Source organism: Desulfobacterium sp. N47, assembly GCF_051233685.1.
Classification (GTDB): Bacteria; Desulfobacterota; Desulfobacteria; order Desulfobacterales; family RPRI01; genus RPRI01.
In genome coordinates, this window is the sequence record NZ_JBAMMY010000062.1 from 1 (window position 1) to 1,058 (window position 1,058).

2 protein-coding genes are annotated in these 1,058 nt (G+C 39.6%); both read right to left on the bottom strand.

All coding sequences use genetic code 11. The features are described 5' to 3' along the window. Nucleotides 1–270: 270 nt before the first annotated feature. Nucleotides 271–594: a nucleotidyltransferase domain-containing protein gene (locus VXK47_RS03695; protein WP_435547420.1), complete on the bottom strand. Its 324-nt coding sequence runs from the start codon at nt 592–594 to the stop codon at nt 271–273. Beyond that, nucleotides 567–890 carry a HEPN domain-containing protein gene (locus VXK47_RS03700; RefSeq protein WP_435547421.1) on the bottom strand — a complete coding sequence of 108 codons (324 nt, stop codon included), beginning with the start codon at nt 888–890 and terminating at the stop codon, nt 567–569. The genes VXK47_RS03695 and VXK47_RS03700 overlap by 28 nt, the downstream gene beginning before the upstream one ends. Nucleotides 891–1,058 lie beyond the last annotated feature (168 nt).

A 1,058-nucleotide genomic window follows, 5' to 3' on the forward strand; every position in this document is an offset into this window, starting at 1 on the left:
GAATTATGCATGCCATGCCCATTGTATGCGATTAATGGTTACGCAGTGGGAAAACCAATTTTATATAAACGGAGACACTACAAATTAAGATAAGAATTAGAAGGGGGGATTAATATAATGCTGTTAACTTTTTTTGCTAACCTCCGGTTTTGAGAATACCCTGTTTGTGAACTTGCACCCCATTAAATATGTATCATGTCTGGCACCTTGTGGAGCTAATTCCCACTTGCCGGGGCGACTGATTGGATTATTCAGGCTGGATTGGCTTGATTATGCAGCATTCAATTCTATGCCATTTTTTCTGATCTCATAAATAATCGGAATCCATGTATCTTTATTATATGACGAGAGTGAAATAGGGACCGGTTCGATTCGAGGATCAACGGAACAAGCAATTTCAAAAAGCTTTGCTCCTTCACGATAGCGGTCTTTCCCGAAATCGGGCGAGACTATCGCCACATCAATGTCGCTGTACTCATGAGCGCGACCCGATACATGCGATCCGTAAAGGATTACTTTCGCGATTTTAATTTTTCTCTTTTTCAATTCTTTGACAAAAGCATTTATTACTTGTTGTATTGATTTTTCAACCATTGATAGACCTCATTCATTTTCTTCAAATTACGTGTCGTGAAAGCCGTTGTACATTTTCGATAAAATTTATTCTGATCATCCGGATAGCGAGCTTCGAAATGGAATTCCATAAACCGAGCAAGAGCTTTTATAGTCCTTTGTGGCACTTTCAGGGCAGTTTTTTCGGCTAGCAATGGAAGAGAGTGAGTATACGGCGCATGATTGCCCGTTGCTCTTACGACAAGAGATTTGAGCAGTTTCTCCAGTGCCAAATGTCCCATGAAAAGGGCATAGGGATATTTCCCTTTTTCAAACATGGCATCGGCTACGCCTAAGTCTTATTCCGCACCTTCCAGCCAATATTGGACGGTCTTTTTAACATCAAATTTTATCGAAGTCTTCATTGTGATTTAATTATAATTTTCAATAACATGAGAGTCAAGACAAATAGTAATAAGGGACAGGCGAATTATGCTTAACACACC